15 protein-coding genes are annotated in these 18,819 nt (G+C 57.3%); 4 read left to right on the forward strand and 11 right to left on the reverse strand.

The features are described from left to right. Positions 1 to 106 precede the first annotated feature (106 nt). Positions 107 to 610 carry a hypothetical protein gene (locus AC1965_RS15585; protein ID WP_483884763.1) on the forward strand — a complete coding sequence of 168 codons (504 nt, stop codon included), beginning with the start codon at positions 107 to 109 and terminating at the stop codon, positions 608 to 610. Positions 611 to 1,053: 443 nt separating this feature from the next. On the opposite strand, the gene AC1965_RS15590 is transcribed toward AC1965_RS15585, so the two are convergent. The 5 genes from AC1965_RS15590 to AC1965_RS15610 all read right to left on the reverse strand — a co-directional run bounded on the left by AC1965_RS15590 (position 1,054) and on the right by AC1965_RS15610 (position 6,804). After that, positions 1,054 to 2,505 carry a sensor histidine kinase gene (locus AC1965_RS15590; RefSeq protein ID WP_483884764.1) on the reverse strand — a complete coding sequence of 484 codons (1,452 nt, stop codon included), beginning with the start codon at positions 2,503 to 2,505 and terminating at the stop codon, positions 1,054 to 1,056. A gap of 347 nt (positions 2,506 to 2,852) precedes the next feature. Beyond that, complete coding sequence (locus tag AC1965_RS15595; RefSeq protein WP_483884765.1) at positions 2,853 to 4,445, reverse strand: tripartite tricarboxylate transporter permease; 1,593 nt, start codon at positions 4,443 to 4,445, stop codon at positions 2,853 to 2,855. Between the two features lie 10 nt (positions 4,446 to 4,455). Continuing rightward, positions 4,456 to 5,076, reverse strand: a complete 621-nt coding sequence (locus tag AC1965_RS15600) for a hypothetical protein (RefSeq protein ID WP_483884766.1) — start codon at positions 5,074 to 5,076, stop codon at positions 4,456 to 4,458. Beyond that, complete coding sequence (locus AC1965_RS15605) at positions 5,073 to 6,011, reverse strand: tripartite tricarboxylate transporter substrate binding protein (RefSeq protein WP_483884767.1); 939 nt, start codon at positions 6,009 to 6,011, stop codon at positions 5,073 to 5,075. Before AC1965_RS15605 ends, AC1965_RS15600 begins: the two co-directional genes overlap by 4 nt. Before the next feature lie 34 nt (positions 6,012 to 6,045). Then, a complete protein-coding gene (locus AC1965_RS15610; protein WP_483884768.1) occupies positions 6,046 to 6,804 on the reverse strand; it encodes a GntR family transcriptional regulator in 759 nt (252 codons plus the stop codon). Positions 6,805 to 6,934: 130 nt separating this feature from the next. On the opposite strand from AC1965_RS15610, the gene AC1965_RS15615 reads away from it, so the two are divergent. Beyond that, a complete protein-coding gene (locus AC1965_RS15615; protein WP_483884769.1) occupies positions 6,935 to 8,611 on the forward strand; it encodes a gamma-glutamyltransferase family protein in 1,677 nt (558 codons plus the stop codon). Continuing rightward, positions 8,608 to 9,096 carry a GAF domain-containing protein gene (locus tag AC1965_RS15620; protein ID WP_483884770.1) on the forward strand — a complete coding sequence of 163 codons (489 nt, stop codon included), beginning with the start codon at positions 8,608 to 8,610 and terminating at the stop codon, positions 9,094 to 9,096. Before AC1965_RS15615 ends, AC1965_RS15620 begins: the two co-directional genes overlap by 4 nt. A gap of 724 nt (positions 9,097 to 9,820) precedes the next feature. Here AC1965_RS15620 and AC1965_RS15625 read toward each other — a convergent pair. Beyond that, positions 9,821 to 12,100, reverse strand: coding sequence for an adenosylcobalamin-dependent ribonucleoside-diphosphate reductase (locus tag AC1965_RS15625; protein ID WP_483884771.1), 2,280 nt, complete (start codon positions 12,098 to 12,100; stop codon positions 9,821 to 9,823). Between the two features lie 156 nt (positions 12,101 to 12,256). Here AC1965_RS15625 and AC1965_RS15630 point away from each other — a divergent pair, with 156 nt between their 5' ends. Continuing rightward, a complete protein-coding gene (locus tag AC1965_RS15630; RefSeq protein WP_483884772.1) occupies positions 12,257 to 12,688 on the forward strand; it encodes a DUF1489 family protein in 432 nt (143 codons plus the stop codon). Between the two features lie 56 nt (positions 12,689 to 12,744). On the opposite strand, the gene AC1965_RS15635 is transcribed toward AC1965_RS15630, so the two are convergent. The 5 genes from AC1965_RS15635 to AC1965_RS15655 form a co-directional block, all read right to left on the reverse strand. Next, the gene (locus AC1965_RS15635; RefSeq protein ID WP_483884773.1) at positions 12,745 to 14,565 is read right to left on the reverse strand and encodes an AMP-dependent synthetase/ligase; all 1,821 of its coding nucleotides are present in this window, start codon (positions 14,563 to 14,565) and stop codon (positions 12,745 to 12,747) included. Between the two features lie 10 nt (positions 14,566 to 14,575). Continuing rightward, entirely contained in the window at positions 14,576 to 15,373 is a 798-nt protein-coding gene (locus AC1965_RS15640; protein ID WP_483884774.1) for an ABC transporter ATP-binding protein, read from the reverse strand. 82 nt (positions 15,374 to 15,455) lie between these two features. After that, complete coding sequence (locus AC1965_RS15645; protein ID WP_483884775.1) at positions 15,456 to 16,664, reverse strand: ABC transporter substrate-binding protein; 1,209 nt, start codon at positions 16,662 to 16,664, stop codon at positions 15,456 to 15,458. A 35-nt stretch (positions 16,665 to 16,699) separates the two neighbouring features. Beyond that, the gene (locus AC1965_RS15650) at positions 16,700 to 17,770 is read right to left on the reverse strand and encodes a branched-chain amino acid ABC transporter permease (protein WP_483884776.1); all 1,071 of its coding nucleotides are present in this window, start codon (positions 17,768 to 17,770) and stop codon (positions 16,700 to 16,702) included. After that, positions 17,767 to 18,771, reverse strand: coding sequence for a branched-chain amino acid ABC transporter permease (locus AC1965_RS15655; protein WP_483884777.1), 1,005 nt, complete (start codon positions 18,769 to 18,771; stop codon positions 17,767 to 17,769). Before AC1965_RS15655 ends, AC1965_RS15650 begins: the two co-directional genes overlap by 4 nt. Between the last annotated feature and the right edge of the window lie 48 nt (positions 18,772 to 18,819).

An 18,819-nucleotide genomic window follows, 5' to 3' on the forward strand; every position in this document is an offset into this window, starting at 1 on the left:
TGCACTCGTCCGGTTCATCCGACCCCGGCGGGTTTTTGAAGTCGGGGCCGGATTAAGCTCTCTCTATCTCTTACAGGCGCTTGCTGATTGTGCAGAAGACTGTCGCTTGGATCAGACATCCAATCGTAATATTTACGGGAAGACAGATTGGTACGACGAGCCTTACCTGCCGCGACTTATGACCTTGGACGATCGGTCTCACGGGAACAACAAGGTCGACCAACTGATGAAGGCAGTGAATGATCTGGGCGTCGCCCCGTACCTAGATTTACGCAGTGAGGTTTTTGAAGGCTTTGCACGCAAGATGCCGACAGAGATGCTGCCGCTTGATCTCGTATGGTTCGACTGCGGCGGTGCACGGGAATATATTGAGTTCACGTTGCAGTTTTGGCCTCTCATCAATCCAGACGGCGGAATTATTGTTTACCATTCGACACTGACAAATGCCGACCTGCGCGTCTTTCTCGGCGTTCTTATTGAACGACAGCGGGCAAGAAGCGAGTTCGAACTTCTCAATCTACTGGAGCCACACAAGAAGTTGCAGAATAGTGTTTCAGTCCTGAGACGCCGTTCCGGCACAGTGGCGCCGTTGTACACTTGGGAGCCGTAAAACTGGCTAACCCCTCGTATTGTAGACGCATTCTTCCCTATTTTTGAGGCAAGGAGGCCGAGAACCGTAGGCTTAAGAGTGAGCTTGCGCGAATGACCGAGGAGCGCGACATCTTAAAAGAGGCTGCCGCGCACTTCGCAAAGGATGAAGCATGAACGCATTCGCGGTATGATCGACAAAGCTCGCCAAGGCGTCAGACAAGACAGCACAACGTGAACCAAGAAGGTGTCTGGGGAACTAGGGGCTATTCACGTCTCACCAAAAACTTCAGCAGCAGATTACAACCGGCGCAAACCACATTCAGCGTCAGAATCTGCCCCCCCCCAGGGAATTTTTTTCTGGGCACGACGATGCACAAATTGGCCGCCTAAAGTCACAGATTTTCGCCCTAACTACTTCGCGTAACCTGAAGGGAGCTTCGGGCTCAGGTCCGGCACTTTACACTAGGCTGCGCTATTCAATCGCAAACTGCTCCCAGCTCCTAGGCTGTTCGGCAGGAAGACCGTAAATTTAGTGCCCTTGCCGACGGCGCTCTCAACGGCAATATCGCCGCCGTGCGCGATAGAGAGCTTTTTGCTGATGGCAAGGCCCAGGCCTGTCCCACCTTCAGTGCGATCCTCGGCGTTCTCAAGTTGCGTAAAAGCTTGAAATATCCGCAGTAAGTCTGGCTGCTGAATGCCGCGCCCGTTGTCTTCTACTTCGAGATTGACACCCTTGCCATTGACCCGGGCCCGGACAAAGATGTCTTTCCCATGAGAGAATTTGAGCGCATTGCCAACCAAGTTGATCAAAATCTGCAAACACCGGTTGCGATCGGCTATGATGGTTATGTCGTCACATTCGGCATGCAACGCTATCGACTTCTCCGCGGCCAAGCCCTGAAACTGTTCGTCTAACATCGACATCAATTCACTTGCCGAAAATTCGGTCTTGTTGAGTGTGATATCGTTCAATTCAATGCTGGTATAATCCAAGATATCGTTGATGATCGTTAGCAGATGATCACCTGCGGATTTGACGCGCTGACCATATTTCTGCGCCTGATCTCCGATCGAGTGAAAGTGCACCTCCGCGACCTGCTCGTCCGGCTTGAGCTTGCTAAGCGTGCTGCTTTTCAGCGTTGTGAGGAAGCTGGCATAGCCGATTACAATCGTCAGCGGCGTTCGCAGCTCATGGCTCAAAACGCTCATGAACTCTGACTTCGCGCGGCTTGCACTTTCCGCCTCGTCGCGGGCTTTGCGCAGCTCGTCGATACTTTCCATCCGAGTGCGATTTTCGATAACGAAGGTAAAAAGACCACCCAGTACAATCATGGTAGCCGTCCCCGCGATAACGAGTGCGAGCAGCTTGAACTCGCCGGGGTTTTCATATTCTGAAAAGGACTGGATCGACGTTACCTTGAACGCTGCCATCCCAGTAAAATGAAGCCCGATGATCGCAAGGGTGAACAAGGCAGTCATTTGAATGATACTTGCTTTGGTTTCCCTGCGGCCCAGCGAAAGTGCCAGTGTGGATAGGACGACAGCCACGATTACGGATGCAATCAGATAGCTGCTGTCCCAAGAGATCGCTCCTTGTACGCGGTAGGCGATCATGCCGGTATAATGCATCGCAGACACGGCAAGTCCGAAGATAGTTCCGCCGATCAGTGTGGCTGAGATGGACCGGAACATTCCGGCGATCAAAATTCCAAAAGAGCAGCCAACTATTGCAATTACCAAGGACGTAAAAGTTAAAGCCAAGTCAAAGTTTACAGGTGCGTCGGGTTGATAGGCCAAGATTGCAATGAAATGGGTACACCAAATCGCCACCCCCGCAGTGACTGAGGTCATGAAATACCAAACGATGGCCTGAGAGAACGGCCGAGACAAGGCATGCCTATACAGTCTGGACATGACCCAACTACCGAAAGCACATAGGAAGCCCGCAAGTATGACAAGACCCAGATCGTGATCGTGATGGATGGTGTGGAAAACCGACAACATTGTGACTACTCGCAACTTTTTTCTTACAATGTCCCTTAAGGGGCCCAAAACAGAAGCCCTTGATGGCATTGCATAAAGAATTAATGTGAGACTGTAACCTTGCTGCACATAATGCGGAGGAACCCCTTAACGGCTGCCTAAGCTTGTGGTCCCGGCAGTTGATGGGTCTATCAATCTTCAACTTTTCCGGCCCAGACGTTCGGGTGCAATCGCTGCCTCTTCAGGGTCGACCAAGCGGAACATGCTGCCGTTTAGGCCTACGCCTCCCGACCTGCGCGGCTCTGACGGAACATCCGCACCAACAACCATACCGAAAGCGCCAGCATCACCACCGCAATCGGAGACTTAAGCAGGAACAACGGGTCCCCGCCAGACGCGGTAAAACTGCCCCGGATCAGCCCCTCCAACGCCGGTGCAAGTAGAAAACCGATCACGAAGGGTAGGATGGATATCCCCAAACGGCGCAGGAAATACCCGATGACGGCAAAGGTGCAGGCACTGAGCAGGCCGACATAGCCGCCATCCTGCACATACGCTGCGGTCAGGGACACCGTTAGGATCACCGGCAGCATAACGTCCTTTGGAATGTGGATAAGCCGCCCCAATTGGCCCATCAGGAAACTGCCGACGCTCCAATTGCAGAGATTGGCGATAACCATCATCGTGAACAGCCCGAAGGCCATCACCAGATCCCGGTTCATGATCGTATCGAAACCTTCGATTTCTTTGATTGGGGTAAAGCGAAAGACCTGTGGTCCAAAGGCAAAATCACCGATGGTCTCGACTGCCAGAATGATGAACACCGCCGCGAAGTTACCCGGAATGCCCAGGCTCATCACCGGGATCAAATTTGCACCCGACACGGCAGAGTTTGCCGACTCCGTGGCCACGACTCCTTCGATCGCGCCTTTGCCAAACGCCTCGGGCGTTTTTGAGCGCCGTCTGGCCGTATCATGTGACAGGGTCGCCGCTGTGGTGGTGCCGATCCCCGGTAGCGCGCCGATCATTGTGCCGATGCTTGCGCCGCGCAAGATCGCGGGCATCATCCGCCAGCGCTCGCCCCAGGTCAGTTTCGGCCCCATCTCGGGCGTTTTGACTGGCTCCCTCGCCTGAATGCGGTCCCGGCGCATGTCTTCGACAGCGATCAGCACTTCGGACAGCACCAACACACCCAACACACAAGAGGTCAGCGGCAGCCCGCCGCCCAACTCTGGGATGCCAAGGGTCATGCGCGGGCCATCCCCTGACATGGTCGTGCCCACCAAGGACACGAACATGCCCAGCAAGCCGCCGATCAGACCCTTCAGAGGGGCCTTGCCCACAACAGCCGCCATAAAACACAGCGACAGGATGATGAGGGCGGATTTCTCCGGCAGACCCAAGACCCGCTCGACGGCGACAGCGAGCACCGGCGCGGCAATAAAGAGAACTAGATCAGAGAAGTTATCCCCCACCACAGAGGCAAAATGCGCGGTCTGGATTGCCCGCCGTCCCTGCCCCTTTTGCGCCAGTGGATAGCCGTCCACTGTGGTTAGGAAAGCATCCGGCGTACCGGGCGTATTAAAGAGGATTGCGGGGACCGCGCCGCCCACCGTCGCGCCCTTCATAATGCCCAAGAGGCAGCCCAACACCGGATATAGCGCCTCATTCCCGTAGCCGAAGATCGACACCAGAACCGGCAAAGCAATGGCCATAGCAAACGGCCCCGAAAGACCGGGGGTCGCCCCGACGAGGATGCCGATGATGACACCGGCAAGTACCATGGCAATCGGCATCAGCCATAGGCTGCCATCTGCCGCCGTGAAGACTGAGCTAATTCCAAGCGCGAGATATTGCAGCAAAAGGTCCAAGGGTTATCCTTTAGAGGTCGGCGTTTGGAGGCAGTTGGATGTTGTCGAGCAATCCCGCAAAGATCAGGATCAACAAAGCCGCTGACAGCACGGAAACTAGCAAATCGCGGGTCCGGAGCTTGCGACGGGTGATATAGATAAAACTGGCGCTTAACGCCGTACCGCCCAGAAAGAACCCCGAGACATTATAGGGAAACGTTCCGGAGGCCGCGCGGTAGCCGGTGAAATTAGACAGCCCCACCGCGTTGCTGATCCAGACCACCATTGGCCCGCCCACGGCCATTAAAGCGAGCGATCCAACCGTTGCGAGGCTAGCATAAAGCATGAACAGAAGGTTGTGCCGACTGACACGACCGACTGCTTCGCCCCCCTTGGCATCGGGGCGCAACGCTCCGACGATCAAAAGCAGAGCCAAGGGCACCATCAACATGACCAGTAGCACAGGAAAGAAAGCATCGCCGGGGATGGTATTGCCGGTCAGGCTTTTCTTGAGAAAACCACTGCTGATGTCCCGCGGAAACCAGACAAAAAGGCAGAGCGCGACAAGCACGAGCGTGCCGCCCCCCAACCAAAGATTCCAGCGCTCCCCAGAGGGAGCGCCTTCGTCAGTTTCCACGGAAACTCGCTTCATTCAGCCAAGGCCTTCATCATCGAGACGTTTGCATCATAGGTCGACAGGATCTGCTCACGCAGTTCCTCGCCCTGCGTCACGATCGGCGCGGGGGGATATTGCTTTTCGATGAACTGGCGCGTCTCGCTTTCTGGATCAGCGAGAATTTCAGCAATGACACTGCCAATCTCTTCACGGATTTCATCCGACATGCCTGCGGGCCCGGTGATAATGTACTGATACCCAAGGTTCAAATCGATCCCTTGGTCCATCAGCGTGGGCATCTCGGGCGCCAAGGCCACCGGCCCGGTCTCTGCGGAAGACAAGATGACCAATTCACCGGCTTCGACCAGCGGCTTTTGCACACCGCCGCCCCAAGCGACATTCGCGTCCATCGATACCAGCGCGTTCAGCGTGCCACGGCCACCTTTCATGCGCAGGTGGTTTACGTCGATGCCCAAGGCCCGCGCGACGATCTCGGCACCTGCCTCAACCTGTGTACCCCAGTTGGCCCAGACGATCTGCTCATTCGCGGCAGCCGCCTTGAGGTCGTCCAGTGTTTTCCAGCCGCTTTCTGCACGGGCCAGAACCGCCATCTGCGACCCGGCGGTTGTGGTGATATAGGTGAAATCCTCTGGCGACAGGTTGTCGCTGTTCATTGGGGCAAAATCATATGTTGTCGTGATCGCAAAGCCTAAGGTCTGGCCGTCAGGTTCTTCGACTTTCAACTGTGCCGACATCACCGTGCCATCGTCACCGGCTTTGTTTTCGGGAATAACCTGCCAACCACGTTTGGCTTCGATTTCCTTGGCTAGGGTACGGCCCTGCACATCGGTGCCACCACCTGCGCCATAGCCAATCCAAAGGCGAATCGGCCCATCGGGGTTCCATTCCGCCAAGGCTGGTCCGGCGGCCAGCATCACAGATGCGGTGGTCATCAAAAGAATACGTTTCATGTTATCTCCACTGTTGGTTTGCGTGTTTCCGGGGCTAGAACCCCGGTTTTGTTTCCACGATTTCCATCGGACGATGGCCGCGGGGTAGTTCGAAACGTTGGATCAGCTGCAATTTGTCTTGGCTGTCATGTTCATAGGCGTCCCAGATCATGCCGACATGCGGTGCCGCGAGGTCCAGATGTGCGCAGGCTTGGCGCGATAGCAGGTCCGCCCTTGAGCTGTGGCGCACGGTCGCTGTTCTGACCCGAAAATCTTCCCAAAGCATGCGGTGGTAAGAGATACCGTGCAGCTCCTCCAATGGACGTTCCAGCAGCGGCTCAGCATGATCGCAGCGTAAGAACATCGTGCCAAATGCAGGCTGTGATCCCGTGACCCAGACCAGCCGGTCAATGCGGATCGCCTGCTCGGCGTCAAAACCAATCAGCAGCGGCCCAAACTCAGCCGTCGGCACGCGCTGGATATCAACCACACGGGTATAGGGCATCTTCCATTGCCCTGTGTTGGGATCGCGAAAGCGATAGACATGCACCTCAGGCACCTGATGGCGCGAGTCAGCGATGAAACTGCCCAGCTTGCGACGGCGAATGATCAGCCCCTGCTCCACCAAAAGCGAAAGCGCCTTTTGCACGGTCGACAGACCAATAGGCAGGGACGCTGCAATCTCCGTTTCGCCGGGCAGATGCCCGCCGGGGCCATAGGTGGCTTGTTGAATGCAACCGCTAAAAGCCTCCGCCAACCGGAGGTACTTCGGACGGCCCTTGCCCTCAGGCTCCAAGGCCTCCCAGGCTGCCACAAGTGGCGCAAGCGAAAGTTTATCAGACGCGTTATCCATGTTTACTATGATAGAACAACAGATATTACCCTTGTCAACTACGTAGTTAATTATTATTCATGGGCTGTAAGACAGATTTGAGAGGCGCGCGATGCAGGACAACTGGGCAGCGGCAACCGGGCACCCCATCGCCACAGGCGCGGCCACCCGCATATTAGAATCCGGTGGCAACGCGGTGGATGCGGGGGTTGCGGCAGGCATCGCGCTTGGTGTGGTGCAGCCAGATCTCGTTTCTTTCGCGGGGGTCGCGCCGATTATCCTCTACCGGGCTGATGATGCGCAGGTGGTTAGCTTTGACGGTGTTGGCGTCTGGCCACGCGCGGCAGATGTCGCCACCATGAACCGCGACCACGGTGATCATGTGCCCGAAGGACTGCTGCGCACCGTCGTCCCCGCCGCCCCGGCAAGCTGGATCAAAGCCTTGGCGGACTACGGCACGCTCAGCTTTGTCGATGTGGCGGCAGAGGCCTTGCACGCCGCGCGCGAGGGCTTTGAGGTCTACCCCCTCTTCGCTGATTTCGTCGCCTCCCGCGCCGAAAAATACGCCCGCTTCCCTTCGACAGCGGCGATTTTCCTGCCCGCTGGCCGCCCCCCACAGGTGGGTGAGATATTCCGGCAGAGCGACCTAGCAGCGACGCTTCAGACCCTGATTGATGCTGAGGCTGATGCGCGCGCAACTGGTGGTGACCGCCTGGACGGACTCGCCGCCGCACGCGCCGCTTTTTACACCGGGCCAATCGCCAAACGCATTCTGGAGTTTCACGCCGCCAACGGGGGACTGTTGCGGAGCGACGATTTGGCCGATTACGAGGTCCGCGAAGAGCCGACCCATGCGGTCAAATTCCGCGGCGCTCAAATCCATTGCTGCGGTGCTTGGTGCCAAGGCATCACCATGGCCGAAACCCTTGCAATGCTAGAGCTCGCAGGCCCGCAAGCGGTGCAACAGGATGGTCAAATCAACCTGCATTTTCTGCTCGAAGTCCTAAAACGCGTGTTCGCGGACCGTGAAGCCCATGTGACCGACCCCCGCTTCATGAAGATCGACCCCGAAGCGCTCCTTTCGCCTGAATTCTTGGCCGCGCGCCTCGCCAGCATCGGCCAAACCTCCGACCCTTTGCCCGCCCCCGCTGTGCCTGCCTCGTGCCCCTCGGGCGAAGCCGCCGTTTTCGAGGTGGGCTGCGCCGATACTTCGCATGTCAGCGTAATTGACGCAGACGGCAATATTTTCTCCGCGACGCCAAGCGACCCCAGCTATGACACCGTGGTCGTTCCGGGCACCGGGCTTTCGGTGTCTTCGCGCGGGTCACAAAGCCGGGCAATACCGGGACATCTGAACGCCCTGGCACCTGGTAAAAGGCCACGGCTGACACCGAACCCGATCTTGGGACTGAAGGATGGCAAACCTTGGATGGCCATGGGCACGCCCGGCGGTGATGTACAGGTTCAGGCCATGGCGCAGGTGCTGATTAACCTGCTCGATTTGAACATGACGCCCGAGGAAGCAGTCAATGCGCCTCGCGTCTCGACCTACGCCTTTCCGGGCAGCTTCGCGCCTCATGATGTCCACCCCAACAAGGTAATGTTCGAGGCGGACCTGCCGCCGCATCAAGTTGAGAGTTTGACCGCGCGAGGACATGACCTTGCCCCATGGCCTGCCCGGACTTGGATGGCAGGCGGCATTTGCGTCGCCCTGCGAGGGCCCTCAGGCGTCACCGCCGTCGCTGATCCACGGCGGGCTGGCACCTCAAAAACCGGAATGACCTCATGATTGCTGACATCTGCAAGCGCATCGCTGATCGAAACACGCCCCTAGAGAACGCATTTGGACTTTGCGGCACCGCCATCGACAACGAGCTTTTCACGGCCATGCGTTTTCACGCCAACACGATGGAGGTAGAGCGACTCTATTCAACGCTGCCTGTTGTGTACCCCGTGAGCGGGCGTAAACCCAAACGCGATACGGCCTGGGGGGATAAGGTCCTGGTTCATCAACAGATAAATAACGGCTTCGGGGCGGATGATATTGAATGGGCCTTTTCGGATCACGAAACCATTCTGGGGCTGGGGTTGAATGCCGTACTGAACGTTCCAATCGTCGACGGGGGCACAGTTCTGGGCACGATCAACTTCTTGCGCGGTGGTCGGCCTTTCAACAACCAGGATGTAGCGATAGGCCAGCAACTTGCCGCAGCACTAGGGAGCCGGACGGATTACTTGGAACTTCCAACCAGTTTTCAAGAAAGCTTATGTTGATTTAAGGGCTTCATTCATGAAGTGTGCTGGCGTCTCTTGGGTCACGCGGCAGCTTGGCTGGCCTAACCCATGCGGCACCGCACCGTTGCAGATCTCGACAATCGCTAATCTGAGGTTCATCGCCTCAATCATGATCTTCGTCGTGGCGGTCTTTGTTTTTGGCGAAGACTTCGGACGCGCGCGGATGATCGCCTTTCCGATGATATGGGCGGCCCTGATCCTCTACTCATTATCAATGCTCCAACAGATGCGTCGGAGCAGTTCTTCCAAGGGTCCTGTAAGCCACAGGTAAAGCGGTAGATATCTGTGACCGAAGGCTGCTCAAAGTCTGCGACCCGATCCTTTCAAACAATGCTGCGCTTAGACACGTACGTTCCAAAAGAAAGTTTGGCTTGCTTCCACCAATGCGTGCTCATCCGCGAATATATCAACTACAACGCTGTTCAGAAGCGGCTGTATTGCAAAAAAGGCGGAGATCTCCTCCGGATGTCCATATTGGACGGAAAATTCCAGGTTCTGGGAATTTGCGAAGAATACAAACGGCGAAGACTAACTCGAAAAACCATTTTAAATAATTTTGGCCGAATTTGTCCATTCGGCCAAAATTATTTTAATTCAGCACGTTACAGAGACGAGGCGAAACTTACTCTGCATCGTGGCAAACCAAAACAGGGGTTTTGGCATAACTACGTCCGTCACGACAATCACAACCGCCCCTTATCCCTCACCCACACTTACTGTGCCCACAAGAGGCACAGGTCATGCAGCCTTCGATCATACGCACCTCAAACTGCCCACAGGACGGGCAAGACTTCCCGCGCGGGGCGTCCAGGCCGACGATTTTGGCCTTTGGATCGGTTTTCAATCCCAAACCTTCGCCAGCGATGAACCCGGTTGCAATCATGTGCTGTTCGATCACACCGCCAATGGCCGCGAGGATCGAAGGAATGTATTTGCCTTGCATCCAAGCGCCACCACGGGGGTCGAACACAGCCTTGAGTTCTTCCACCACAAAAGACACGTCGCCACCGCGCCGAAAGACGGCGGACACCATCCGCGTCAGCGCCACGGTCCAGGCAAAGTGCTCCATGTTCTTGGAATTGATAAACACCTCGAACGGGCGGCGATGGCCGTTCAGCACGATATCGTTGATCGTGATGTAGAGCGCATGTTCGCTGTCTGGCCATTTTACCTTGTAGGTATTGCCTTCCAGGCCGTTCGGGCGGTCCAGTGGTTCGGACATATAGACGATTTCGCCACCTTCGCTGACCTGTTCAGGGCCATCACCGGGCGCCTTGTCTGTCGCCTCCGAGGATACGCTCAGCACCGATCCGGTCACATCGTTGGGGCGGTAGGTCGTGCAGCCTTTGCAGCCCAGATCCCAGGCCTGCATGTAGACATCTTTAAATTCGTCAAAGCCGATGTCTTCGGGGCAGTTGATGGTCTTGGAAATGGAACTGTCGACCCATTTTTGCGCCGCTGCCTGCATCTTGACGTGATCGGCAGGGGGCAGTGTCTGTGCGTTGACGAAGTAGTCCGGCAACGGCTCTTCACCCTTCAGGTCGCGCCACATCTGCACGGCGTAATCCACCACTTCTTCTTCGGTGCGACTGCCATCCTTTTGCAAAACCTTGCGCGTGTAGGCATAAGCAAACACCGGCTCGATCCCCGAACTGACATTCCCGGCATAGAGGCTGATCGTCCCGGTCGGCGCGATCGACGTCAGCAGAGCGTTGCGAATACCGTGTGTGCGGATCGCTTCGCGCACATCGTCATCCATCTGCATCATCGTACCAGACGCCAGATATTTATCGGCATCAAACAAAGGAAACGCGCCCTTTTCCTTAGCCAACTCCACCGAGGCCAGATAGGCGGCGCGCGCAATAGCGTGCAACCAATCTTCGGTCTGACGCGCCGCCTCGTCCGATCCATAGCGCAAGCCAACCATCAGCAATGCATCCGCCAGCCCGGTCACGCCAAGGCCAATCCGGCGTTTCTGTTGCGCCTCATGCGCCTGTTCGGGCAACGGGAATTTCGACACGTCCACCACATTGTCCATCATCCGCACGGCGGTTGCCACCAACTCGCTCATCGCGCCCTGATCCAGATGCGCGGCACTCTCAAACGGGTCCGCCACCAACCGTGCAAGGTTGATCGACCCCAGCAAACAGGCGCCATAGGGCGGCAAGGGCTGTTCACCACAAGGGTTTGTAGCGGCGATGGTTTCGCAATAGCTCAGATTGTTGGCAGTGTTGATCCGGTCAATGAAAATGACCCCCGGTTCGGCATAGTCATAGGTTGCCTGCATGATCTTGTTCCACAGATCACGCGCCTGCACCGTGTGGTAAACCTTGCCACCAAACGTCAGTTCCCAAGAACCGTCGGCCTTAACAGCCTCCATAAACGGGTCGGTGACCAACACTGACATGTTGAACATGCGCAGGCGGGCCGGGTCGGATTTGGCGGTGATAAAGTCCTCGATATCAGGGTGGTCACAGCGCATTGTCGCCATCATCGCCCCGCGGCGCGATCCCGCGGACATGATGGTACGGCACATCGCATCCCAGACATCCATGAATGACAGCGGGCCAGAGGCATCCGCCGACACGCCCAGCACATCCGCGCCGCGTGGCCGGATGGTCGAAAAATCATAGCCGATGCCACCGCCCTGCTGCATCGTCAACGCGGCTTCTTTGAGCATGTCAAAGATGCCGGCCATGCTGTCAGGCACTGTTCCCATGACAAAACAATTGAACAGGGTCACACGCCGCGCAGTACCCGCACCCGCAGTGATCCGGCCCGCGGGCAGATATTTGAAATCTTCCAGCGCGGAGAAAAACCTATCTTCCCAAACGGCTGGCTTGCCCTCGACCTGGGCAAGGTCGCGGGCAATGCGGCGCCAGGTATCTTCAACCGTGGCATCGTTTGGCGTGCCGTCGGCAGCCTTGAAGCGATACTTCATATCCCAGATTTGTTCGGCAATCGGGGCAGCAAAGCGGGACATGAGGACACTCCTGAGTGGTAAGGGCAGGCAACCAACATACGCAGGTCTGCTGGAAACGTGAAGCCGCAAAGGGACAATTAACCCACAAGAATTTGCATGTGGCGGAAAACCAACTACCTTATATGGCGTGGGTGAATATGAGTCTCTGAGGGTGATGTGGCAAAGACGATCAATCTAATAAAGCTGTCCGTTGGAACAGAAAGCGTCGAAGGCCTCGCCGCATGGCACGCTGACAAACGTGCCCAGGCTGCCGACGGCCTGCCGCGCCACGTGACACGTATGTGGCCCAAACGGGCCGAGGAAATCCTGGCTGGTGGGTCGATATACTGGGTGATTAAAGGCGCAATCCAGTGTCGACAGCGAATCTTGCGGCTGGATGAAGTCACCCGCAGCGACGGCATCCGCCGTTGCGCCATCGTCCTAGACCCGCAAATGGTCCGCACCCAAAGCAGTCTGCGCCGGCCGTTTCAAGGCTGGCGATATCTCTCCCCCGAGGACGCCCCACGCGACCTGCCCCATGGTCGCGAGAACGAGGCCGAATTGCCAGTGGAGCTAAATCAGGCACTGGCAGAGATCGGGGTTCTTTGAAAACGCGCCACCACGCGCCCCGCATGGTGTCTATTTGGCCAAATCGGTTTCGCCCGTCAGGTCGTGTATAGCGCTTCAATCTCATCCGCATAGATTTCGTAAATCTTGGCACGCCTGACCTTCATCGTTGCCGTGACCTCGCCGTCATCGTGATCTAGTTCCTTGCGCATAAGCCAGATCTTCTTGATCTGCTCGACCCGCGCCAGGTCAGCGTTGCGTTTCTCCACTTCACTTTCCAGCAGCGCCTGCACCTGCGGATGCTCCGCGAGGGACCGAAAGGTTGTATACGCGATCCCCTGCCCTTCGGCCCATAACCGCACAGTGTCCATATCTAGCTGCACCAACGCGCCCACATAGGGGCGTTTGTCGGCGACCACGACCACCTCCTTGATAAACGGACTGGCCTTGATCACGTTTTCAATCAGCGCCGGTGACAGGTTTTTGCCCGCCGCGTTGATCATGATGTCCTTCTTACGATCAACAAGGGTGATAGAGCCATCAGCCTCCAATTTCCCCACATCACCCGTGTGCAGCCAACCATCCTGGATCGTTTCGGCTGTCGCCTTGGGGTTTTTGTAATACCCCTTAAAGATCGTAGCGCCGGAAAACAGCACTTCGCCGTCCTCGGCAATGCGGGTCCGCACCCCACTGACGGCAAAGCCAATGCGCCCGTCGCATTGCCCCCAGGATCGCTGGATCGTCCCCACACCCGAGGTTTCGGACATACCCCAAGCCTCGCGGATGTTGACGCCGATGCCCCGCATGAAGCCCAGTAGTTCAACGCTGATCGGTGCGGCGGCGGAGATCGCGAATGTTGTGCGCCCAAGCCCGAGGTAACTGCGGATGTGGCGGTACACCAGCGCGTCCCAAAAGGCATGGCTCAGCCGATCGCGCGCTGTCCACTGGTCCCGCCTTATCATCCCACGCCGCTGCGCACCCTTGAGCGCCAGCAAGGTCAGCGCACGGCGCAGCCGCCCCGCCGTCTGCGCCTGCACCAGAATACCGGCCTGCATTTTTTCCCAGATACGCGGAACGCCGAAAAAGACCTGCGGCGCGACCTCACGTAGATCCAACGTGATAGTGCGCAAACTCTCGCCGAAGTTCATCACGAACCGCTGGCTCAACCCGTTGATCACGGTCACCGCCTGTTCCGCGATGTGACACAGTGGCAGATAGCTCAGCACGTCGGTGCCGGGTGGATATGCACCAAAGACATCGCGCGCCACCGCAACCCCGGCGTGGATGTTGCCATATGAAATTTCGGCGGCTTTCGGCAATCCGGTAGAGCCAGAGGTAAAGACCATCATCGACGTATTGTCCGGTTCAATCGCCGCCTGACGCGCGCGCAGATCATCAACCAAGTCACCGTGCCGCCCGCGCCCCTGCGCAATCAAATCATCAAAACTGATCAACCCCAGCAGGTCGTCACCGCGCGTGCCCTTGGGGTTGAAAATCACCAACTGGCGCAGCTTGGGCACCCGCCCCTGCAGGTCCTTGATCTTGTCCAGCTGCTCCTGGTCTTCGATGAACAATACCGTGGTGTCGGACGCATTGATCAGATGCTCCAGTTCCGCCGCCGGGCTGGTCGGGTACATCCCCACCACGACACCCGCCGCGGCATTGATGCCAAACTGGGCCTGCACCCACTCGCTGCGGTTTTCACTCAGGATGCCCACATGGTCGCCCGGTGCCAGCCCCAAATCGACCAATCCGGCGGCGATGGCCTGCATGATCTCTTGCAAATCGGCCCAGGTCACCTCTTTCCAGATGCCGAATTCCTTTTGCCGCATTGCCACGCCCGCAGGGCGCAAGGCTGCGTGGTCGTGGACCATCCGCACCAGCGGTACAAAATCGCCTTTATGTTCATCAAATGCCATCGCGACCTCTCTAGCTAAGCCAGCGCTTGCGGCGTTTGTAGTGTTTCACATCCCGAAAGGACTGGCGCGCGTCGCTGCCATCATCCGACAACCCCAGGTAGAACGACTGAATATCCTTGTCGCCGCGCAGCTTTTCAACATCGCCTTCCATCACGATCTGGCCGCTTTCCATGATGTAGCCATAGTCAGCCACCGAAAATGCCACACCCGCGTTCTGCTCCACCAACAAGATCGCCGTGCCATCCTCGACGTTAAGTCTCTTGATTGTCTTGAAAATTTCGGCCACGATCTTGGGTGCCAGCCCCAGCGATGGCTCATCCATCAGGATCAACTCAGGCCGCGCGATCATCGCCCGGCCAAAGGCCAGCATCTGCTGCTCCCCCCCCGACAGATATCCCGCGATCTGCTTACGGCGCTCTTTCAGGCGGGGAAAGAAGTCGTAAACCTTGTCGTAATCCGGCTTTACCCGCCGCTGGTCCAAGGCATAGGAGGCCGCGATCAAATTGTCCTCGACCGTCATTTCGCTGAAAATTCGCCTCCCCTCGCGGACGTGAAACAGCCCCTGCTGCACCAGGCGGTTTGGTTGGATCGTCAGGATCGACTTTCCCTTGAACGAAATCCGCCCCTCGCCCACCTCGCCGTTTTCCAGCGCCAACAGATTGCTCGCAGCCTTAAGCGTCGTGGTCTTGCCCGCGCCGTTCGTGCCGAGCAATGTCACGATCTTGCCGTCCGGCACCTCCAGCGACAGCCCGCGCAACGCTTGCACCGTGTGATGATAGGTCACTTCGATGTTTTCGATGGTTAGCACGCGGCGCCCCTGTCTCTTTTTGGTCAAAATATTCCTGGGGGTCCGGGGGCAAAGCCCCCGCACCTTTCTGCGCAACGGTCAATCAGACCGACAGCCAATCGGATTTCGGTGTAAACAGCCCATCCTCTGGATTGTAACCATAGACACGGCCCGTCCCGATCGCATTGTTCACCATGCTTACCGGCCCACCAAAGAACCCACCGGAATCCCAATCCTTGATGTTTGAAAGGGTTTCGGCGATGTTATCGGCCGTCAGTTCCTTGCCCGCCTCTGCGGTATCACGAAAGGACTTCATCGCAATTTCCAGTCCGCACATAGTCTGCAAGGCCCAGGTCGACATATAGTTTTCCAGCGGCGTTCCGGCAAACATCACCTTGCTCAACTCAGCGTACTGCTGATAGCGCGGCGCGTCTTCACGGTCATAGAAATAACGGTAGGGCATGACCCCTTCGTAGCCCGCAAGGAACGGTCCGGCCTCGGCGGTGATGCGATCGGCGATCAGCTTTTCCATGCCCCAGAACGTGCCCTTGAACTTTACCGGCAGGCCGAACTGACGCGCGCCACCAATAAGTTGTGGCCAGACCCCTGTGACATAGCCTTGCAGGATGCAATGATCCGCGCCGGACTGCGCCAGCTTGGTAACATGTGTCGGGATATCCGCGCCTTCGGCCTTGGTGCTCTCTTCCAACACGACTTCCAGACCCAACTCTGCCGCCCGCATCTTGCCGTGCTCAATCGGGTCGCGGCCAAATTCGGTGTTAGAGAAGATAAAGGCCACCTTCTCGCCGCCTTCGTTCTTGATGTTCTGTAGCAGGATATCGAACTGACTTTGATAGCTCGGGCCGGACATATACTGATAGGGATGGGTCGTTGGATCGGCCAATTCCGACGCGAATGAGGTCGACCCCATGATGCGCGCATTCTCGCCTTTTAACTCCGGCGCGATCAGTTTCATTGCGCCGGTGCTGTCGGCAAAATAGCCGATCATGTTCTTGCCTTCAGACGCCAGCGCGCGCTGATAGTTGTTCAGCGCGTTCTGCGGCACATAGCCTGAATCCTCGGTGACGAAACGGATCGGCGTGCCTGCCACGCCGCCTTCGTCATTGAACAGCTTGGTTGCCATCGCAAAGGCCGGCGCGACAAGTTGGCCCGCGGTGGCAAAGGGGCCGGTCAGCGGCAGTGAGGCGCCCAGCACGTATTCCTTGGGCTGCGCACGCAGGATCATCGGGGCCCCGGTCAGCGCCGTCGCGGCGGCCGAAGTGGCTAGGAAGGATCGGCGGTTCATGGTCATCTTGTCTTCTCCCTGAAATGTGGCCTGTGTTGAAATCAACCGCGCGCAAACGGCCATCTGTTTGCCGCACGCAGTATTCTGTCGACGATCTGATTGATGCCCAGCGGCTCCTTCAGCAGGAACAGCACCAGCAGGACACCAAAAGCGATTTGCTGCAGGGGTGCGCGCAACTGCCCCACCCCTGCGGAATCCCCGGCCAGTGCGCCAAAGAGGACCTTGATCAGTTCCGGCACCAGCACCACGATGATCACCCCAAAGACTGGTCCCATTGTGCGCCCCATGCCGCCGATGATCAGCGCCGCCACCAGGTTAAGCGAGAGTGACAGTTCAAACTGCTCTGGCAGGATGCGGGCATAGAAGTAGGCAAAAAGAGCGCCGGACAGACCGCAATAGGCCGCCGAAATCGCGAAGCTGGTTAGCTTATACCGTAGCAGCGAGATACCGAGAATCTCTGCCGAATAGTCACGATCGCGGATGGCGATGAATGCCCGCCCGATCCGCGTTCTTATCAGGTTCTGCGCCATCATGAGTGCCACAAATCCAACCAGTGCGATCAGCCCGAACATTTCACGCTTGGTGTCCAGCACCCAGCCAAAGAAATTGGGGCTGTTCGTGGTCAGCCCCACCATGCCGCCTGTCCACGGGGCAAAGAGATCTTCCTCGATCAGGAAAATCACAATGAAATTTGCCGCCAGCGTCGCCACCGCGAGGTAAAGCCCCTTTACCCGCAGGCTGGGCAGCCCCACCAGCACGCCGACCGCCGCCGCCAAAAACACCGCAAAGGGGATCGAGAAGAACGGCATGATCCCCGCCGGAATTATCCCCGTTGCGACGTTGTTGAAAATGGTGACCGCATAGGCCCCGATCGCAACAAAGGCGCCATGACCCAGCGACACCAACCCGGTGTAGCCCGTCAGTACATTGATCCCCACAACCGCGATCAGCAGAATACCCATCTGGCACGCGATCAAGATCAGGTAATCACTGGCAAAGGCGGTGAACAGTATCAGCAGCGCGATCATGCTATACACGAACGCCTGCTTGTAACGGTTGTTCAACACCCGTTCGTCGGCGGCATAGCTGGATTTGAGGTTTGCGTTGATCATATCCGCTCGACCTCTTTCTGTCCCATCAATCCATGCGGGCGCCAGACCAGCACGACCAGCACGGTCACATAGGGTACGATCTCGGCCCAGCTGCCGCCCATCTTCCACTGGGTCATAGCCTCAAGCACACCGACCGTCATCGCCGCGATGAGTACACCGACATAGCTATCGAGCCCCCCCATCAACACAATCGCCAACACCGAGAAACCAAACAGCCCAAGGCTGGGCGATATCCCGTTTCGCGTCGCCAGAATGGCCCCCGCAATAGCGCCCGTTGTGCTGGCCAGCACCCATGCGCGGCTGAACACCTTTGGTACCGATATGCCCATCGAATAGGCGGTTGACTGGTCTTCTGCCGTGGCACGGATGGCGATGCCGCCCTTGGTGAACTTTACAAAAGCGACGATGCCACCAAACAGCAGCAGTGCCACAATCATGTTCACCAAATCGGTGCCGAATAGAAAGATCATCGTGCCAAACAGTTCAAACCGGATCGGCATGTTGGGCGCGATATAGGGCACGCTTGCCGCATCTGCCGTCCAGATCAACTGCGCCCCGCCCGACAGGATCGAGATCAAACCGACGGTCACCATGATCATTGCAAAAACCGACTGGCCCATAAGCGGACGCATCAGCACTCGTTCGATGATCCGGCCCAATACCGCGTTACACAGCAACGCGCCCACCAGACCCAGGATGATGCGTGGCACATTGGACAGCCAGTCCAGCACTGCCGCCACCGGCGAGAACATTGGCAGATCGCCCTTCATGGTGATCATCCATTCCGGTTGCCAATTGGCCAGCCATGCGGGCGCCCATTCCTGCCCCGGCACGATCACGCTGAAGGTGAAATAGAAATAGGCACCGAACATGATCAGGTAACCATGGGCAAAATTGACCACCTTGGTCGCCTTGTACACGCTGACGATGCCCACGGCGATCAGCGCGTAGATTGCGCCCGACATCAGCCCGTTGATGGCAAATTGAATAAACTGTCCCACTATGCCGCCGCCTTCCATTGCCCTGCTGCGGAATTTTCAAAAAATTCC

The organism is Sulfitobacter sp. KMM 9851 (genome assembly GCF_057178245.1).

Coding starts and splice junctions, on each gene's coding strand:
- AC1965_RS15590 (WP_483884764.1), bottom strand. CDS start 2,505: ATGTCCAGACTGTATAGGCATGCCTTGTCTCGGCCGTTCTCTCAGGCC.
- AC1965_RS15600 (WP_483884766.1), bottom strand. CDS start 5,076: ATGAAGCGAGTTTCCGTGGAAACTGACGAAGGCGCTCCCTCTGGGGAG.
- AC1965_RS15605 (WP_483884767.1), bottom strand. CDS start 6,011: ATGAAACGTATTCTTTTGATGACCACCGCATCTGTGATGCTGGCCGCC.
- AC1965_RS15615 (WP_483884769.1), top strand. CDS start 6,935: ATGCAGGACAACTGGGCAGCGGCAACCGGGCACCCCATCGCCACAGGC.
- AC1965_RS15620 (WP_483884770.1), top strand. CDS start 8,608: ATGATTGCTGACATCTGCAAGCGCATCGCTGATCGAAACACGCCCCTA.
- AC1965_RS15625 (WP_483884771.1), bottom strand. CDS start 12,100: ATGTCCCGCTTTGCTGCCCCGATTGCCGAACAAATCTGGGATATGAAG.
- AC1965_RS15635 (WP_483884773.1), bottom strand. CDS start 14,565: ATGGCATTTGATGAACATAAAGGCGATTTTGTACCGCTGGTGCGGATG.
- AC1965_RS15645 (WP_483884775.1), bottom strand. CDS start 16,664: ATGACCATGAACCGCCGATCCTTCCTAGCCACTTCGGCCGCCGCGACG.
- AC1965_RS15650 (WP_483884776.1), bottom strand. CDS start 17,770: ATGATCAACGCAAACCTCAAATCCAGCTATGCCGCCGACGAACGGGTG.